Annotated in this window: 2 tRNA genes; both read left to right on the top strand. The window is 46.2% G+C overall.

The window, feature by feature from the left end:
* Window positions 1–43: 43 nt before the first annotated feature.
* Window positions 44–118: transfer RNA gene (locus tag RJ47_RS16455), tRNA-Gln, on the top strand.
* A 126-nt stretch (window positions 119–244) separates the two neighbouring features.
* Window positions 245–329, top strand: a tRNA-Leu gene (locus tag RJ47_RS16450).
* The last annotated feature ends 35 nt before the right edge of the window (window positions 330–364 follow it).

Below are 364 nucleotides of genomic sequence, written 5' to 3'. Positions count from 1 at the left end.
GTCTCTCCTTCCGCACCATTATTTTGATTCGTTAGAATCTTGTAGGGCTATCGCCAAGCGGTAAGGCAGCGGCTTTTGATGCCGCCATTCCCTGGTTCGAATCCAGGTAGCCCTGCCATTATTTATAGGTTCAATGGATAACATCTTTTGATGCCTCCTCCATTGTCCCTGGTTCGGCTCTAAGTAGCCTGCCATTACAACTTCATATTGCTTTTACCAATTAGCAGTATGAATACAAATTGATGCGGAAGTGGCGGAATTGGTAGACGCACCAGATTTAGGTTCTGGCGCCGCAAGGTGTGAGAGTTCAAGTCTCTCCTTCCGCACCATTATTAAGTCTCTAAAAATAGAGCACTGCAGGTCT

The organism is Vibrio sinaloensis, from assembly GCF_000808535.1.
GTDB lineage: Bacteria > Pseudomonadota > Gammaproteobacteria > Enterobacterales > Vibrionaceae > Vibrio > Vibrio sinaloensis_D.
This window is presented reverse-complemented; position numbering and strand designations above follow the sequence as displayed.